Genomic DNA, 15,656 nt, shown 5'->3' with positions numbered 1-15,656 from the left:
CATGCGCGAGGTTGGTCAGCGCCAGGTAACGCGCGAGCTTCACGACATCCCGGATACCGTTCTGGTTGGCCAGTTTGACAGCAATCTGGTTGTACAGGCGCGGCGGCGTGCCGAGCAGCGGCGCTGCGTCGTAACCCCAGTAGTTGCCGATGAAGCGGGTCGCCGGAGTCGAGGTGCTCGGGCTGTTGACATTGTCCGGCGAGCCGCCGAGGGCGCGCACTTCGTTGTAGCCCGCAACGAACTCCGCGCTGTCTTGTGCCGGCGGCGGCGGCAGGCGGAACTGGTTGCCGGCGTTCAGCACGAAGGTCTTCACGGCGCCATGGTAAGCGCCGATCGAGAGTTGCTCCGGCGTGCCCGAACCGTCTGCCGCCGGGGTCAGCGGATCCGGCTGCCACTGGAAGTTGGCGATCACGCCGCCGTTAACCGAGTCGCCGAAATAGTTGGCGGAGCCGGTCGCGACCGCGCCGCCAGCGCCGAAGTTGACGTCCGGGAACTGTGCGCCGTCGTTGGCGACGCGATTGGGGGCGAAGCGCGCATCAAGGATCGCCTTGGCGGCCGCCGCGCCGACCTCACGGCCATTGTCGATGGCGCGCCGGTTGGCCTTGATCTGGCCGAGATCGGTGCTCAGCAGTCGGTCGAGTTGCGACTTCTGGGTCGGGTACAGCACGACGAGCGCGTCGTGCGCGGCTTGCGCGATGGCGGCGTCCATCGAGGCGTTGCCTTGGGCGCGGCCGTTGTACTTGTAGCCGTCGTACTTGCGGTCGAACGCGTTCACGGCGTCGAACACCGCCACTTCCACGATCGCCAGCGCGCGGCTGGTACGGCCCGGGCCGATCTGGTCACCGAAGGTCGATGCCGGGTTGCCGTTCTCGTCGACCGGCGTGTGGGTGATCGCCACGCTGTCCAGGGCGATGTCGTGCCACATCAGCAGTCGCTCGCGCGTGTCGCTGGCGCGCCGGCGCTCGTTCTTTTCGTGAAGACGCTTCAGGATGCCCCGGAACAACTGGGTTTTCGACGCCTCACCGACGTAGGTTGGCACGCGTTTGTCGTGCGCAAATGCCGGGGCGACGGAAACAGCCGGAATGGCGACTGCGGTCGCCAAAAGTATTGCACTTACTTTCTTCATGATATTCTCCTCCTCTATCGCGGTCATTTCAAGGTGGAAACGAGTAAAATGCCCCTCGGCGCTACACACCCTATGTAGCGCGCACATTTTTCCTTGTGTGGCCAAGATTCCCTACCGCGGGGTATTCTGTAATACGATGAACCGTTCGTCGCAAGACCGTCTTAAAAGTTTTATTTTTGGGTAGTTTATGGTTAATACTTTCGCTATAGTAAAAACTGTCTTGTTTACTCGCGTGTCGTGCGGTTGGTCTTCGCCCTTCACTCCCGTGCGCCGCATCATCGCTTTGTCTTCGCTTGCGCATTGCCCGGCGCGACAGGGCAGCTTAGAGCAGGGGCATGAGCAAGACAGTTCCCTTCGGCTTCGAAGATATTGCGCCGCACGAGAAGACTGAGCGCGTCGGCGCGGTATTCCGAAGCGTCGCCCGCCGCTACGACATCATGAACGATGTGATGTCGTTCGGGCAGCATCGGCTGTGGAAGGACCTGTTCGTCGGCCGGGTGCTGCCGCGCGCCGGCGAGTCGATCCTCGATCTGGCAGGTGGGACCGGCGACATCGCTTTTCGTATGGCCCGCAGCGGCGCGGAGGTCGTCGTCAGCGACATCAACCCCGACATGCTGGCGGTCGGGCGCGAACGCGCAGCGCGGCGCGGGCTCGATCACCTGCGCTGGGTCGAGGCGAATGCTGAGACATTGACGCCGTTCGCCGACAGCGCATTCGATGCGGTCACCATTGCGTTCGGTATTCGCAACGTGACGGATATTCCTGCGGCCCTGCGCGCGATCCACCGGGTCCTGAAATTCGGTGGGCGGTTCTATTGCCTTGAGTTTTCTCAGATTTCCTTGCCGCTTGTCGCCGATATCTACCGAGGCTATTCGCGCCGTGTGGTGCCCGGCGCAGGCGCGCTGATCGCGCGGGACCGGGCCTCCTACAAATATCTGGTCGAGTCGATCGAACGCTTTCCGGATCAGGACGCCTTCAGCGCCATGATCCGCGACGCCGGCTTCGGGCAGGTGCGCGCGCAGCCGCTGCTCGGCGGACTTGTCGTCATACATTCCGGCTGGAAATCCTGATGCTCTCCGGCAAGCGCATTCTTCTGGTGATCGGCGGTGGCATCGCTGCGTTCAAGGCGCTCGATCTGATCCGGCGGCTGCGGGAGCGCGGCGCGACAGTGACCGGCCTGATAACCGCGGGCGGGCAGCAGTTCGTGACGCCCTTGTCGGTCGCGGCCCTCTGCGAACAGCCGGTTTACACGGAATTGTTTGACCTGAAGAACGAGACCGAGATCGGCCACATCCAGCTCTCGCGTCAGGCGGACCTGATCGTCGTGTGCCCGGCGACCGCCGACTTGATTGCGCGCATGGCGAACGGGCAGGCGGACGACCTCGCCTCGACCGTCCTGCTGGCGACCGACAAGCGCGTCCTGGTCGCGCCGGCCATGAACGTGCGCATGTGGCTGCATCCGGCGACACAGCGCAACGTGGCGCAACTGCGTGCAGACGGCGCGCTGGTCATGGCACCGGACGAGGGGCCGATGGCGTGCGGCGAATTCGGCCCCGGCCGGCTGCCGACGACTGAAGCCATTCTCGCTGCGATCGTCGCCGCGTTCGGCCCGGCGTCGCGGCCGCTGGCCGGCAAGCATGTGCTGGTCACGGCGGGGCCGACCCGGGAGCCGATCGATCCGGTGCGCTTTCTGTCCAATCATTCAAGCGGCAAGCAGGGCTATGCGATCGCCGGGGCGCTGGCGGCGCTCGGCGCGCGGGTGACCCTGGTCAGCGGTCCCACGGCGCTGGCGCCACCTCCGGGTGTCGACCGCGTCGACGTCGAGACGGCGCTGGAGATGGAGGCCGCCTGCAACGCGGCGCTGCCGTGCGACGTGGCGGTCTGCGTTGCCGCGGTCGCGGACTGGCGGGTGGCAGCCGCCGGGCAGAAGCTGAAGAAACAGGATGGCGAGATGCCGTCCCTGACGTTGATCGAAAACCCGGATATCCTGGCAGGGCTCGCCCAGCGGCAGACAGGCCGGCCGCAGCTCGTCATCGGTTTTGCCGCCGAGACCCATGAAGTGCTGGACTACGCCGTCGCCAAGCGCGCCCGCAAGGGCTGCGACTGGATTGTCGCCAACGATGTCACCGGCGAGGCCATGGGCGGCGCGCGCAATCAGGTCCATCTGGTCACGGCGACAGGCGTCGAAAGCTGGCCGGAGCTGCCTAAAGCGGATGTTGCGGCCCGCCTAGCTCTGCGGATCGCCGAGAATTTGACAGGAAGTCCGAATCCATGACCGCTGAAATCCCTGTCGTGCCGTTGCCGCACGCCGCCGGCCTGCCGTTGCCCGCCTACGAAACCGCTGGCGCTGCCGGCATGGACCTGCTGGCTGCGCTGGAGCAGGACATGGTGCTGGCGCGGCCCGCGCCGCCGTGCCGACCGGCCTCACGATAGCGCTGCCCCATGGCTTTGAAGCGCAGGTGCGCGGCCGTTCCGGCCTTGCGTTCAAGCACGGCATCGGCGTCGTGAATGCGCCGGGCACGATCGACAGCGATTATCGCGGCGAAATCAAGGTGCTGCTCATCAACTGGGGCGACCAGCCGGTGACTCTGACGCGCGGCATGCGCATCGCGCAGCTTGTCGTCGCACCCGTGACCCAGGCCGAGTGGCGCATCGCGGCAGCCCTGCCCGAGACGGCGCGGGGCAGCGGCGGCTTTGGCTCCACTGGCGCGTGACGCTCACTGACGACCAGCTTCAGCGCTACGCCCGGCATATTGTCCTGCGGGAGGTTGGAGGGCGCGGCCAGGCGGCGCTTCTCAAGGCGCGGGTTCTGGTTGTCGGCGCCGGTGGCCTGGGATCGGCCTGCCTACAGTATCTTGCCGCAGCCGGGATCGGCGCGATCGGCATCGTCGACGACGATGTCGTCGAGCTCTCGAACCTCCAGCGCCAGGTTCTGCACGGCACGCCGGATGTGGGAACGCTCAAGGCAGAGTCCGCCGCCCGCGCGCTCGCCCGGCTCAACCCGGGGTGACGATCGAACCGCTTGCCGTCCGCCTGACCGCGGAGAACGCGCAGGCGCTGATCCGGAATTACGATGTCGTGGCCGACGGGTCGGACAGCTTTGCCACCCGGCATGCCGTCGGTGACGCCTGTCTCGCTTTGGGGAAGCCGCTGGTCTCAGCAGCGATCGGCAGCTTCGAGGGGCAGATCGCCACCTTCCGCGGCCATCTGCCCGATGCGCCGTGCTATCGATGTTATGTACCGCAGCACCCGTCTCGCGTTGAGGGCACATGTGCGGATGTCGGCGTGATCGGCGCGCTGGCCGGCATCGTCGGCAGTATGCAGGCGCTTGAGGTCGTGCGGGAAATCGTCGGCTTTGGCGTTGGACTGGCCGGCAGGCTGATGATCTTCGATGCACTCGACATGCGTTGCCGGACCCTAACCTTGGCCAGGATCCGCATTGCCCGGCGTGCCGCCAGTGAGGCCGGTCGCGATCATCCTGAGCGAGAACCGGCATGCCCGCGTGCTTGCCGCCCTCAGTCTGGCGTGCGCTCTCGCAGCGCTTGGCCGGACCGTCATCGTCTTCGCCCACGGAGCGTCGGTGACGGTTTTGCGGCAAGACGCGTGCTGGCCTGAGGACGAGACGCTCGCTGCGCGTGGCTGTGCGACCGTGCCTGAGCTGCTTTTCAGCACGCAGGAACTCGGCGTTACATTCATGGCGTGCGAAAGCGGATTGCACGCAACCTGTACACCGTCGTCGGCATTGCACGGGTTCGTAACAACCGGCGGTTTGCTTGGATTGTTTCAGGTGCAACCAGGTGCCGAGATTGTGCCATTTTGAGATTGCCGGCAGCGCAACTGCGCGCGAATTTGCGTTCTACGGACGGTCGGATTCGTCGAGAATCTTGACATACCGCCCGCGAAACAGACGTGGTTAATGGAAAATGTTACGGCTTTTCAGTGAGCTTGGACTCTGGCACGAGCTTTGCGTAATAAACCTTGAAAAAAGTTGCGCGTTGAATTTCTTTTGAGGAAAGGAACCGATCATGACCAAGTTTGCCGCTCTGCTGCGCGCGGGCGCCGGCCTTCTGGCCGCCACCGTACTTACCTCGGCTGCTCAGGCCGCAGTTTTCACCATCGACGATTTCACCACCGTTCAAGGCCCGATCGTTGATGTCGCCGGCGGCGGCGCCACGGTGTCGGCCCTCGGCAATCGCACCATCTCGGTCGATGCCTCGGGTTCGAACGCTCTTGGCCAGAACGCCTCTGCCACTGTCAACGGCGCCTTCTTCGACGTCGCCAACTCGTCGCTGGTCAGCTCGGTGATCGAACTGACCTACAATCTGGCGCCGATCGCTGGCTTCGACACCTTCACCGCCGGCACCCTGAGCTTCGTGTTCGACAGCAACAACCCGGCAAACCAGGTTCCGACCACGCTGTCCGCGCAGATCACGATCGGCAGCTTCGGCCCGTTCAACATTCCGGCGATCCCGCCGGGAACGCCGACCCTGGACATCGTGCTGAACCAGGCTGAACTGGCGGCGCTCACGGCCGGTGGCGACTTCAAGGTCACCTTCACCGGTGGCAACGGCTACGACTTCGGTCTGGACAGCATCACCGTGTCGGCCCCGGAACCGGGTTCGGTTCTGCTGCTCGGCGCTGGCCTGCTGGGCCTGGGTCTGGCGAGCCGCCGCAAGCGCGCCTAAGCCTAACCTACCTTACTCAAGAAGAGCCCCGCTTCGGCGGGGTTCTTTTGCCTGTGCGAGACCATGGCTTGAGAAGGGCCTGATTCACGCCATTGGTTGAAGCAATCATGCTTTCCACCTCAACCGACCAGGCTCTGGCGTGTCAAATCGGAATGTTCGTCCGCATTGTTTTCACCCTCGTAACATTTTTGGTTAATTGATCTTTTAACTTGAAACAGATGCGTTATTGACGATAAAAGTGTCGATTAATTTAACATTCATGGATTTTTCTTTTCACCGTTAACCGCCAAAGGCAGTGCAGCGGTGGGGAATTCCAGCTTGGCACGCCATTTGCCTAGTAAACAGCAAGATTGTTTCGCGAGTGAGGATAAAATGCTGAAATTTACCACTGCATTGGCTTTTGCAGGCGCCGCGCTGGCTGCTGCCCCGGCTCATGCCGCTCTCTTCACCATCGACGATTTCGCGGTGATCCAATCGGTGACGGACGTCGCCGATGGCGTTGCGACGACCTCGGTGCGCCCATCGCCGTGGCCGGCGGCCTGCGGACGATCTCGGTCAACACCGTCGGTTCGGACCTTCCCGGCCAGCTGACCACCGTCACATCCAATGGCGATTTTCTGGATGTCGCAAACTCCAGCCGCGTCAGCGCCGCCATCGATATCACCTACACGCTCGGTGCGGTTGGTGGCTTTGAAGACTTCACGGTCGGCACCTTGTCGCTGATTTTCGAGGCAAACAATCCAGCCAATGCAGTCGACACGACCTTCGCGATCGATTTCGTCGGTGGTGGTAACTTCTCTATCGGCCCGGTTGTGGTACCAGCGATCGACACGCCGACCCCGTTCGACATCCCGTTGACCAAGGCGCAGCTTGATGCCCTCACGGGTGGCGGCACCTTGTCGCTGAAGGTGAATGGCGGCAACGGCTATGATTTCGGCCTGAAGATCGTCGGTATCCAGGCGCCGGAACCCGGCTCGATCCTGCTGCTCGGCGCTGGCCTGCTGGGCCTGGGTCTGGCGAGCCGCCGCAAGCGCGCCTGACAACAACAGTTTCACACGCGAGGGAGGGTCGTCGGTTTTACCGGCGGCCCTTTTATGCCGCAGGCCGCGCAGACAGTCTGGAGAGTTGCCAGAGCGTGAGCATCAGCAGCGCCATGGGGATCAGCGTCAGATAGAAGGCGGTCTGGCCGCCCAGCATCTGGAACACCGTTCCTGTAATCAGCGAACCGGTCGTGCCGCCAAGAGCGGAAAACACCACGATCAGCCCGGTCATCGCCGCATGGTAGGTCTTGGGCAGCGCCGAGAGGATCGCTGAGTTGATAGCGGGGTAGATCGGCGCGAGAAACAGGCCGATCAGGGGAAAGATATAGGCCGCCAACGGCGCATTCAGCCAGTTGGTGTCGGACCGCACGCTGAGGCCGTGCGTCAACGGCAGCGTGGCGAGCACAAGCGCCGCCATGGCGACGATGCATCCCGCGAGCACTGGGAACCAGGCGAGGCGGCGCAGTACAATCCCTGCAGCCAGGCGACCCAGCGCCAGAGAACCCGCGAAAATGCTGGCCGCCTGGATGCTCATGGCGGACGGCAGATGCAGCACTTCCCGATTGAAAGTCGGCAGCCAGGTGCCAATGCCCTGTTCCATGAGCACATAGAGAAAGGCGCTGGCCAGGAACACCAGCACCAGCGGGCGCACGATCAGGCCGATCATCACACGCGGCATTTCCATGAGCGGCGCCTTGGCGGAGAATTGCGCCTTGCTCTCGTCGAGTGGGCTGACCGCAAGCAGGAGCAGCACGATCACGCTCAGGCCAGCCAGCACCCAATAGACATCCAGCCACACCGGATCGGCGGGGTTCAGCGGATTGATGAAGGCGCTGAACAGCCAGTAGCTGGACAGCACCCCGACCATGAACAGGCCTTCGATGGTGTTGGTCAGGCTTGCATGCGCGCGCGGCCCATCGGTCAACAGGCCAATACTGGAATACACCGAGACCTTGACCAGGGCGAACGCCGCCCCGATCGCTGCGAACAGGGTCTGGGTCGTCCCGAAGCCGGGGCGAGCGGCATGGCGACACACGCCAGCGCGACCAGCCCAAGCCCCAGCATGATGGCACGCCGGAACCCGAGCCTCGGCAGGAACGAGGCCACCAGGAACGAAACCCCGGCGATCGTGAGGTCTTTGAACGCCTCAAGGATCGAGGCGTGCGACTTGCTGATGTAGAAGGTCTCGATGGACTGCAGGATGACGGTGCCGACGCTGTTCAGCAACATCGCGAACAGCATGTAGGACAGGATCAACGCCAGCACGATGCGCGCCTTGGCCATTGGCTATTCTCCCGCAAAGAAAAGGGCCGGCGATACCAGACTAAAGCATCTCCCTTGAATGCGACCCAGGGCTGGGACCCGGCACAGTGTCGCATTCAAGGGGAAAAGATGCCTTAGACTCAAAAGTATACAGAGCAACTTCGGACTTTAAATCTGCTGTGCATGCCATCGGGCTGGTGCAGATTTAAAGTTAGAGCATAGTAACTATAGGATGAACCACGCGTCATCGCGAGGCAGCAAAGCTGAGCCTGTCCCGGCGAAAGCCGGGATGGCGATCCATAGTCCAAAACAAAGAACTCTGGATTGCCGCGTCGCCTTGCAGCTCCTCGCAATGACGATTCCACCTGAAGTCATCACGCTCTCGTTGTGAGCTTTCAGGAGGTTGTTCATCCGGCCCGCTATGGCCGCCAGCCTAGAACTTATAGGCGGCGCTGAACGACACCGAACGTCCCAGAATCGGGCGGGCCAGGATCACACCGCTGCCCTGGCCTCCGAGCAGGCGCGGGTTGCCTTCGGTCAGACCATGAGAGTCGGTCAGGTTGTCGCCGGTCACCTGGAAGGTGAAGTGATCGCCGACATCGACGCTCAGGCCCAGATCGAGCTTGGTGTAGGACGGCAGGGGCTGAAGGTTCTGCTGATCCTCGAAGCGGTCGCCGAGCCAGGTTACCGATCCGAACAGGCTGGCCTGGGCGAAGCCAAGGTCCTGATCGTAGGTCCAGTAGCCGCGGACCTGCCAGCGCGGCTGGCGCTGGACGCGGTTGCCGGACGCGTCGATCGTCCCGTTGTTCACGAAGAAGTCACGGTATTCGGCGTTCAGGTACGTGACGTTCGCCCCGATGGACAGCGGCTGGATCGGGCGCACCTGCCCTTCGAACTCGAGGCCGTACGTGCGCGCACCGCCGATATTGCGGATCGGCGCGCCATCGAGGATCTGCGTGTTCCCCAGCCCGTCGAAGTCATTGTAGAATGCCGTTGCGAAGATTGCGATCTGGCGGGTCGAGTATTTCACGCCCGCCTCGACCGTATCGATGCGCGCGACAATGTCGATCCCATCCCGCAGATCATCGAACTGCGGGAAGCTGTTGCCGCGGCTGTAGCGGGCAAAACCCCGAGGTCGTCGGTGAGTGCGTAGTTCGCGCCGACGGTCCAGGAAGGGGCGTCTGCCGCATAGTCGATGGTGCTGAACGTGCCGTTCAGGACCGCGTCGCCATTGTTGTAGAGCGTGTCGGGGTCATTGTCGGTATCGACGCCGAAGTCATTGTTTTCCAGGGTGGCGTCAATCTTGTGGCGCTGCCAGCGGATGCCGGCGTCGACGCGAAGCTGATCGGTGACCTGCCACTCGTCCGCCAGGTAGAAGGCCCAGTCGGTGCCGTCATAGTCGGCGTTGACGTTGAAGAACGAGCCGCGGGTCAGGCCGTCGCGGGTGACCGGGCGGCCGTCCGCCAGCGTGAGGTTGAGCACGCGCGGGTTGTTCTGCGCTTCAAGCAGCAGGAAGTTGCCCAGGTTCCATTTATCGCGCGACGAGAAGTCGGCGAAATAGACACCCGCGCTCACCGTATGGCCACCCGCCTTGTAGCTGAGCGTCGTTTCGTTGGTGAAGGACTCGATGTCTTTGTCGACCCGCCAGGCGCCAACTTCGATCACCGGCGTATCGGCTGCTGCTGCGGCACCGTCGGAGCGGTAGGTCAGCGCACCGACCGTGCTCCCGAAGCCCGCGGCAATGGCGCCAGCAGTGGTGGGCGGTGCGTTCGGCACCAGGCCACGGGTATTGGCCGAACCTTTGAGATATCCTGCCTTGTTGGTGAAGCTCAAGGAGTCGGTCAGGTCGTAATCGAAGTTCAAGCCGAGCTGGGTGACGTTGGCGCCGCGGCCCTGGCTCTGGTCGACCTGCGTGCCATCGTTCAGGATGGTGAGGCGGGTTTCATTGCTGTTGAAGGTGCCGGTGCCCAGCGGGAAGCCGTCGAACTCTGAGATATTCGAGCCGTCCGTGACCACCGGGATCGGCAGCAGCCAGGCACCGTGGTCGTTCAGGTAGCGGGCGGTGAACAGCACCTTGCCGCGCTCGAACTTGTGTTCGATGTTGCCGCTGATCTGTCCGCCTTCTTCCGCCGTGAACTGCGCATCGCGCAGACCATCCGATGCCCGGTAGAAACCGCCGAACGCGAAGGTCGTGTTTTCGCTGATCGGACCGCTGACGAAGCCGTCGAACCGGCGCTCGCCGAAATCGGTGAAGCTGATCTTGGCCTTGCCGGCGAATTCGTCGCCGCCCTTCTTCTCGATGACGTTGACCGTCAGGCCAACCTGGCCGTTCGAGAACACCTGCGCCGGGCCGCCGCGGACCGCTTCCACGCGCTCAACCGTTTCATCGAAGCGCACGAGCTGGGAGTTTTCCAGGAACGACAGGGTGGGCGGCGGGAAGACCGGCGCACCTTCGATCTGGAAGGTGACGAACTGGGCATCGCCGCCGCCGGGAAGCCGCGCACGAAGATGTTCGCGCCGTTCTGGCCGCCCGAGGTCTCAACCGAAACGCCCGGTACCGTCTTCAGTAGGTCGGCGGTGCTCTTGGGCGAATATTTTCGATTGCGTCAGAATTCAGGGTCGTCAGGGCGTAGGATGCATCGAGCTTGCGAATGCCCGCGCCGCCGGCGCGGCCGGTGACGACGATGGTGTCAAGCTCCAGCAGGCCATTGTCCTGCTCTGCCTGAGCCTGGTCCGCTGCAGGCGCTACCTGGGCGTAGCTGGTGTGCGCCAGGCACAGGCAAGCCCCGAAAGCAGCAGGCGTGTAGTGCTTTTCAGCATGTTTCTATCCTCCGTTGTGTACTTCTGTTCCCCTCAGGGCTCGCCTCGTTGGTCAGCGGGGACGGGAGGGATTCCGTCCAGCCAGTCAGCGATGTGAAACGCGGCGATATTCGCAAACACGGCCTGCGCCGCTTCAAGGGTTGTCGGGTCGCCGATACCGATCGCGCGCATCCCGGCTGCCTGAATGGCGGCCAGGCCGGCCGGGAGTCCTCGACGCCCAGGCATGCCTCCGGCACGACACCCAATCCGGCCGCCGCCGCCAGGAAAATATCGGGCGCCGGTTTGGACCGCGCGACGGCGCCGGCATCGGCCACAAAGTCGAACAGGTCCGCAATCCCGAGGCGGCGCAGCAGCAGCGGCGCATTGCGGCTTGCCGACGCAAGCCCGACCCTCAATCCATTGACGCGACAGGCTTGCAGCACAGCGCGTGCGCCGGGAAAAAGGTGATCCGGGCTGAAATCAGCAATTTCTTCAAGGTAATAGCCGTTCTTGCGCGCCATCAGCGCTTCGCGTTCATCTTCGGGAAGATCGAGTCCGCCGCGCGCGAGAATCAGCGCCAGCGACCCCGCCCGGTCCACGCCTTTCAATTGCTCGTTGAAGACGGCGTCGAACGGCACGCCCAGTTCTGACGCAAGCCGATTCCAGGCGCGGAAATGCGCCTCGGCGGTATCCGTCAGCACGCCGTCGAGGTCGAAGATCACGGCTTCGATGTCCGGTGCGGGTGCCCGCACAGTGGCTGGCAAGACAAGCTCATGCTCGAGGGTGACCGGTCGTCCATGATGCAGCACGGTCAAGGCAGGCCCGGAGACGAGGCGGTAGCGGCTCTTTGCGGGGTTGCCTCGACCTCGATCAGGCTTGCGCGCCATTGCAGGCGAAAGCGAAATCCGGACCAGGCGGCAGGGCAGCGCGGCGCCAATGACAGCCCAGCGCCGGACGGCCGGAATCCGCCAAGGCCCCACACCAGCGCCAGCCAACTGCCGGCCATCGCGGCCATGTGCGCGCCATGGCTGGCGTTGCCGTGCAGGTCGTTCAAATCCACGAATGCAGTCTGGCGCAAATAGGATAGCGCCGCGTCTTCCGCCCCCGCTTCCATCGACAGGATGGCAAAAGTCGAAGACGACAGGGTCGAGTCGTGCGCCGTGACCGCGCTGTAATAGGTGAGATCGCGGGTTTTCTGGGCAAGGCTCACATCCTCGCCGCACAGGACATGCGCCAGAACCACGTCACCCTGCTTGCACAGCTGATGCCGGAACAGGGTGAGCGGGTGATAGTGCAGCAGAAGCGGATAATGGCTTGCCGGCGTATTGGCGAAATCCCACACCGGCTTGTCGAGGAACTCGTCGTCCTGAGCGGTCAGCCTGCGCGCGGTCTCGTAGGGATGACCATGGCGTCTGCGGCACGACGCCAGGTCTCGACCTCTTCGTGTGACAGACCGATCCGGGATGCCAGGGACGCGAACGCCTGCGGGCGGGTTTGCGCCCACTGCCGTGCAAGATTGCTGGCCTGGCGCAGATGCCGGCGCGCCATCTTGTTGGTGTAGCAGTTGTTGTTCACCAGGCCGGTGTATTCATCCGGCCCTGTTACTTCATGGATGGTGAAGCCGCCGCCGCGCGCGGGGTTGAAATGCCCGACTTGCAGCCAGATGCGTGCGGTCTCGAACAGCAGTTCGGCACCGCCCTGATCGAGCAGGCTCGTGTCGCCCGAGGCATCGACATAAAGCTCCAGCGCAAAGGCGATGGCGGCGTTGATGTGGTACTGCGCCGATCCGGTCGGGTAGTGCGCCGAGCACTCGTCGCCGGCGATGGTGCGCCAGGGGAACAGCGCGCCTGTGCGGTGCCCCATGCCGCGCGCGTGGGCGCGGGCGCGGTCCAGCTTCTCGATCCGATAGCGCAGCATGGTGCGCGCAAGCTCGGGCGCGGTGAGCGCCAGCACCGGCAGGATATAGGCCTCGGTATCCCAGAAATAATGGCCTTCGTAGCCTTCGCCGGTCAGGCCCTTGGCGGCTGTGCTGTGCCCTGGCACGCGACCGGTCGACTGAAAGATGTGGAACAGGTTGAAGCGGATGGCGAATGCGAGCGCCGGCTCGTCCGCAATGTCCAATTGCGCGGCGTCCCAGAAGTGCGCGAACGCTGCATGCTGGGCCTTGGCGAGCGCCTGAAACCCCTCGCGCTGCGCCGAACCGGCCAACGCGCAGGCCTGGCTTAAAACGTCCTGCTGCGCTGCGCCTTCTTCCACGACATAGGCGACGAACTTTTCCAGGTCGATCGCGCCGCCTGGGCTCAAGTCTGCGGAGAAAACGTCCGCCGCCCCGTCCGTCTCGACGACCACGCTATTCCCGACCCGATGCGCTTGCGCGACGCCAACCAGGGCTGCGCCGTCGCGCACGCTTTGCACAAGCCCGGATGCCGCCTCGGCCCGGGCGACGTGGACGATCGGCAGGCCGGAAGACTTGCGCGCATTGATGCGGGGATCACTCGAGGCTTCCGCCGCTGCGGCGGCGGCACGCAGCCCGGAGCGCAAGGAGACATGGCCCGAGAAATCGACGAGCCGCACCCGGAACCGCAGCGCGAGGGTGCTGGGGCGCTCGAAGCTGACGAGGCGCTCGGCCTCGACTTCAACCCGGCGACCATCCGTCAGTTGCCAGAGCGTGCGGCGCAGCAGCAGGCCCGCCCGCAGATCGAGTGTGCGCGAGAATTCAGCAATGCGCGCGCCATAGGCGGCGAGCGGCTTGCCATCGATCAGAATGTCGACCGCATGGCCGCGCGCGACACCGACGCGGGTGTCGGTCCGGTCGGCATAGCCCGTGAAACGCTCGTGATACGGGATCGGCGATTGTTCGAACGCATCGGCATGGAAGCAGCCGTCCGAGGGGCTGGGCGCTTCCTCAAGCGCACCGCGCACGCCGAGGCTGCCGTTGGCGAGCGCGAACAGCGTTTCGTCCTGCGCGGCGTTCTCGCTGGAATAGGCCGTCTGAACCAGGGACCAGCCGTCCGCCGTCTCGAAGCGCTCAAGGGCGGCCAGCCCTGGCGCCGCCGCGGCAACATGCATCGCGCGGGATACGGCTGTCTGTGCGGCCTGACCGTTCGATGCGCCGGTGCGTCCGTCGTCGCGTGGCTTCACGACCTTTTCCCCAAGTCCGTTGGTTCGGCGAGACTGACGTTCGCCTTGGCATTATTGGTATCGGTGTCTGCTATCGATAGCAAGATATCGATGTCATTGCGCAGACAACGACATCCCAAGTGTCGCCGATCCGCAACACTGAGGAATATAATCTATATTTTACTGATGATTAGCTTGATCGCACGATCAGATTGACCGGCATGATCTCGCTCTGCGCGGCCTCGCCCTGAACCAGGCTCAGCAGCTTGCGTGCCAGCAGAAGGCCGCCGTGGTGCCAGTCCTGCCGGATGGTCGTCAGCGCCGGGACGAAGTAGCTGGCCATGGGCGTATCGTCGAACCCGACGACTGCGACATCGCCGGGCACATCAACTCCGGCGTCGGTGAGCGCGCGGATCGCGCCCATGGCGACCAGGTCGCTGCAGGCGAAGATGCCGTCGAAGTGGTGCGTGCCGGCGCTGAGCAAGGTGCGGATGGCGTTGGCGCCGGTCAGGAAGGTGAAGCCGCCGTCGAGGCATTCGACCAGGGTGGCGCCGCCCGCCTCGAGCCGCGCCTTCAGCCCGTCGCAGCGGTCAGCGATCTCGCCGAACCGGGTGTTGCCAAGGTAGACCACGCGCCGCCGCCCCAGCGACAGCAGCCGCTCGGCTGCGAGTTCGCCGCCGCGCGCATTGTCCGACCCGACGACCAGTGAGCCGTGCCCGGAACGCAACGCACCCCAGCTCACCACGGGGACGCCAAGTTCCCGAATGCGCACCGTCGCCTCATCGGCTTCGCCCTGCCCGAGCAGGATCACGCCGTCGACCGGCGGCAGGCGCTCCGGGGACAGCTCGTGCATGGCCATCAGCAGGATGCTGTATTCGGCGCTGGTGAGTTCCTGCGAGATGCCGCCGAGCAGGGCCAGCGGATAGGGCTCCGACATCGGCCGCTCGACCGACGGCTGCATCTCGACGACCACGGCGACCATGGCGTTGCGCTGCAGGCGCAGATTGCGCGCGCTCAAGTTCAGGCGGTAGCCATGCTCCCGCGCCAGAGACTTGATGCGTTCGCGCGTCTCCGGGTGGACGGCCTCGGACCCGCGCAAGGCGCGCGAGATCGTGATCTTGGAGACGCCGGCCAGCGCTGCCAGGTCCGCCATGGTCGGGCGGCCGGTGTCCCCTGTGGCGATCGATTTCTTGCGTCGCGGCGGCATGCGAAACTGAACCCCTACACCCAAGTGTCCCGAGTCTGAAATCCGTTACATCCCATATCAGGCGCGGTTGGATTTCAGATTCGAGAAGGACACTCGCAAGATATTGTTTCTCGTGTCGTTTTCAGAATCGAAGTTCGCGCACGAGTTCGATATCACGGAGTGGCGAACTTCGATTCCACGACACTAGTCGTGCGTACATTCAGGGCCGCACTGCCAAAGGTCAAGGCTGCCCTGTCCATAGCCGCAACACGGGCCGTCGGGCGGCTGACGACGCCCGCCGCGCGCACGGATAGGGTCTGGCAAGGTGGCCGCGCAGCTGCGTCTATGTGCCGGAAAGTCACAAAAGTCACGGCGAAAGGGGTGTGTGACCTTCGGCGTGCAGGTCAGCCGGCCTGCGATTTTGGCGCTTTTCTCTA

14 protein-coding genes and 3 pseudogenes are annotated in these 15,656 nt (G+C 64.0%); 8 read left to right on the top strand and 9 right to left on the bottom strand.

All coding sequences use genetic code 11. The annotated features are described in order from the left end of the window. Window positions 1-1,461: 1,461 nt before the first annotated feature. The 8 genes and pseudogenes from E6W36_RS04095 to E6W36_RS04060 all read left to right on the top strand — a co-directional run bounded on the left by E6W36_RS04095 (window position 1,462) and on the right by E6W36_RS04060 (window position 6,851). Window positions 1,462-2,196 (top strand): class I SAM-dependent methyltransferase, encoded by a 735-nt coding sequence (locus E6W36_RS04095; RefSeq protein WP_222873838.1) that lies wholly within the window; start codon window positions 1,462-1,464, stop codon window positions 2,194-2,196. Further along, window positions 2,196-3,401: a bifunctional phosphopantothenoylcysteine decarboxylase/phosphopantothenate--cysteine ligase CoaBC gene (gene coaBC, locus E6W36_RS04090; protein WP_222873837.1), complete on the top strand. Its 1,206-nt coding sequence runs from the start codon at window positions 2,196-2,198 to the stop codon at window positions 3,399-3,401. Before E6W36_RS04095 ends, coaBC begins: the two co-directional genes overlap by 1 nt. Continuing rightward, a pseudogene (gene dut, locus E6W36_RS04085) lies at window positions 3,398-3,840 on the top strand (dUTP diphosphatase). Before coaBC ends, dut begins: the two are co-directional and overlap by 4 nt. After that, window positions 3,837-4,587 (top strand): annotated as a pseudogene (locus E6W36_RS04080) (HesA/MoeB/ThiF family protein). The pseudogenes dut and E6W36_RS04080 overlap by 4 nt, the downstream one beginning before the upstream one ends. Next, complete coding sequence (locus E6W36_RS22955; RefSeq protein WP_222873836.1) at window positions 4,566-4,946, top strand: hypothetical protein; 381 nt, start codon at window positions 4,566-4,568, stop codon at window positions 4,944-4,946. The pseudogene E6W36_RS04080 and the gene E6W36_RS22955 overlap by 22 nt, the downstream one beginning before the upstream one ends. Before the next feature lie 205 nt (window positions 4,947-5,151). After that, a complete protein-coding gene (locus E6W36_RS04070; protein ID WP_222873835.1) occupies window positions 5,152-5,811 on the top strand; it encodes a PEP-CTERM sorting domain-containing protein in 660 nt (219 codons plus the stop codon). A 372-nt stretch (window positions 5,812-6,183) separates the two neighbouring features. Continuing rightward, on the top strand, window positions 6,184-6,402 hold the full coding sequence (locus E6W36_RS04065) for a hypothetical protein (RefSeq protein ID WP_222873834.1): 219 nt from the start codon (window positions 6,184-6,186) through the stop codon (window positions 6,400-6,402). Further along, a complete protein-coding gene (locus E6W36_RS04060) occupies window positions 6,339-6,851 on the top strand; it encodes a PEP-CTERM sorting domain-containing protein (protein ID WP_222873833.1) in 513 nt (170 codons plus the stop codon). Before E6W36_RS04065 ends, E6W36_RS04060 begins: the two co-directional genes overlap by 64 nt. Before the next feature lie 52 nt (window positions 6,852-6,903). On the opposite strand, the gene E6W36_RS04055 is transcribed toward E6W36_RS04060, so the two are convergent. The 9 genes and pseudogenes from E6W36_RS04055 to E6W36_RS04020 form a co-directional block, all read right to left on the bottom strand. After that, the gene (locus E6W36_RS04055) at window positions 6,904-7,887 is read right to left on the bottom strand and encodes an MFS transporter (protein ID WP_246048105.1); all 984 of its coding nucleotides are present in this window, start codon (window positions 7,885-7,887) and stop codon (window positions 6,904-6,906) included. After that, window positions 7,773-8,135 (bottom strand): hypothetical protein, encoded by a 363-nt coding sequence (locus E6W36_RS17755; RefSeq protein WP_246048104.1) that lies wholly within the window; start codon window positions 8,133-8,135, stop codon window positions 7,773-7,775. Before E6W36_RS17755 ends, E6W36_RS04055 begins: the two co-directional genes overlap by 115 nt. A 412-nt stretch (window positions 8,136-8,547) precedes the next feature. Next, complete coding sequence (locus tag E6W36_RS21740) at window positions 8,548-9,183, bottom strand: TonB-dependent receptor domain-containing protein (protein WP_342776841.1); 636 nt, start codon at window positions 9,181-9,183, stop codon at window positions 8,548-8,550. Beyond that, window positions 9,141-10,484, bottom strand: coding sequence for a TonB-dependent receptor domain-containing protein (locus tag E6W36_RS21735; protein ID WP_222873832.1), 1,344 nt, complete (start codon window positions 10,482-10,484; stop codon window positions 9,141-9,143). The genes E6W36_RS21740 and E6W36_RS21735 overlap by 43 nt, the downstream gene beginning before the upstream one ends. Next, window positions 10,427-10,681: a Plug domain-containing protein gene (locus E6W36_RS04040; RefSeq protein WP_222874391.1), complete on the bottom strand. Its 255-nt coding sequence runs from the start codon at window positions 10,679-10,681 to the stop codon at window positions 10,427-10,429. The genes E6W36_RS21735 and E6W36_RS04040 overlap by 58 nt, the downstream gene beginning before the upstream one ends. Before the next feature lie 246 nt (window positions 10,682-10,927). Beyond that, window positions 10,928-11,677: a beta-phosphoglucomutase gene (gene pgmB, locus E6W36_RS04035; protein ID WP_222873831.1), complete on the bottom strand. Its 750-nt coding sequence runs from the start codon at window positions 11,675-11,677 to the stop codon at window positions 10,928-10,930. A gap of 47 nt (window positions 11,678-11,724) precedes the next feature. Then, the gene (locus E6W36_RS17745) at window positions 11,725-11,919 is read right to left on the bottom strand and encodes a glycosyl hydrolase family 65 domain-containing protein (RefSeq protein ID WP_246048251.1); all 195 of its coding nucleotides are present in this window, start codon (window positions 11,917-11,919) and stop codon (window positions 11,725-11,727) included. Between the two features lie 45 nt (window positions 11,920-11,964). Beyond that, window positions 11,965-13,982, bottom strand: a pseudogene (locus tag E6W36_RS04025) (glycoside hydrolase family 65 protein); the annotation flags it as partial. Between the two features lie 241 nt (window positions 13,983-14,223). Next, window positions 14,224-15,240, bottom strand: a complete 1,017-nt coding sequence (locus E6W36_RS04020) for a substrate-binding domain-containing protein (RefSeq protein ID WP_222873829.1) — start codon at window positions 15,238-15,240, stop codon at window positions 14,224-14,226. Window positions 15,241-15,656 lie beyond the last annotated feature (416 nt).

It is taken from the genome of Hankyongella ginsenosidimutans (genome assembly GCF_005144965.1).
GTDB lineage: Bacteria > Pseudomonadota > Alphaproteobacteria > Sphingomonadales > Sphingomonadaceae > Hankyongella > Hankyongella ginsenosidimutans.
This window is presented reverse-complemented; position numbering and strand designations above follow the sequence as displayed.